Below are 1,156 nucleotides of genomic sequence, written 5' to 3'. Positions count from 1 at the left end.
GCGTGAAGGCAGTATTCTATCCGTTGAACCAGGCCAGCTTCCGCTCTATGGCTAAAATGCGTAAGCTGGGGCCAAAGATGCAGGAGCTGAAAGAGAGATATGGCGACGATCGTCAGAAGATGTCTCAGGCCATGATGGAGATGTACAAGAAAGAGAAGGTAAACCCAATGGGTGGCTGCCTGCCGATTCTTGTTCAGATGCCGGTATTCATCGCCCTTTACTGGGTACTGCAGGAGTCTGTAGAACTGCGTCAGGCCCCCTGGCTTGGCTGGATTCAGGATCTGTCCCAGATGGACCCTTACTTCATCCTGCCGCTGATCATGGGGGCTTCAATGTTTGCACAACAGATGCTGAACCCAACGCCTCCCGATCCTGTACAGGCCAAGGTAATGAAGTTGATGCCACTGATCTTTACCGTATTCTTCCTCTGGTTCCCTGCGGGTCTGGTGTTGTATTGGGTAACCAACAACATTCTGTCGATTATTCAGCAATACATCATCACCCGAAAGATCGAGAGGGAAGACTCCTGAGTCTGGACCTCTCAAAAAAAACGGACTGTGACGGTCCGTTTTTTTTAGATGTTTGAAGGCCATAGCGCCAGCCCACGCCTTGAATTAGACTACGCGATTATTTTTCTCAGCCAGTTATTGCCCAGCCCCAGTTGCCCACCAGAGAGTGGATAAACTGCAGCAACATGAACAATGGTTGAGCCAGGAACCAAAGCATACCGAAGTCCATGGTCAGCTGCAGGCCGTCTGCCAGGTTCTTCAGAGCAGGTTGGTCTTTAGGACCTGCATAGAGTGTCGCACCGGTGGTCACTTTCTCTCCGGGATTTACTACCAGAGGGTCATTGTAGAAACCCACCATAAAGTATTCGTTGTTACGAGATACTTGGGTGTAGTAATTGTGAGGCTTGTGCTGGTCTGGCACCCAAGCACTTACAAAGTAGTGTTGAAGAATGGCTGCGTAGCCACCATCAACTCTTTCCTTGAAAGGCTCTTTGCTGAAATCATCAAAAGGCAGCTTCTTGTATGGCTCGTCAAGTGAACGGACAGCAGCCCCCAGGTAAGTATTCATGGGTGCACTGGAATTCACAGAGCTCGGGTCTTCTGAACCATCACGCTTCAGCTGAGCGTAGAAGGTATCACGCCATACC

At 50.1% G+C, this 1,156-nt stretch carries 2 protein-coding genes; one reads left to right on the top strand and one right to left on the bottom strand.

All coding sequences use genetic code 11. The annotated features are described in order from the left end of the window. On the top strand, positions 1-530 hold a 530-nt coding region (gene yidC / locus KDK16_RS06025; protein WP_257275167.1), incomplete at its 5' end, for a membrane protein insertase YidC. Between the two features lie 106 nt (positions 531-636). Here yidC (KDK16_RS06025) and yidC (KDK16_RS06020) read toward each other — a convergent pair. Further along, positions 637-1,156: membrane protein insertase YidC (gene yidC, locus KDK16_RS06020; protein ID WP_257275165.1), on the bottom strand; the 520-nt coding region annotated here is incomplete at its 5' end.

This window comes from Endozoicomonas sp. SESOKO4, assembly GCF_024606275.1.
This window is presented reverse-complemented; position numbering and strand designations above follow the sequence as displayed.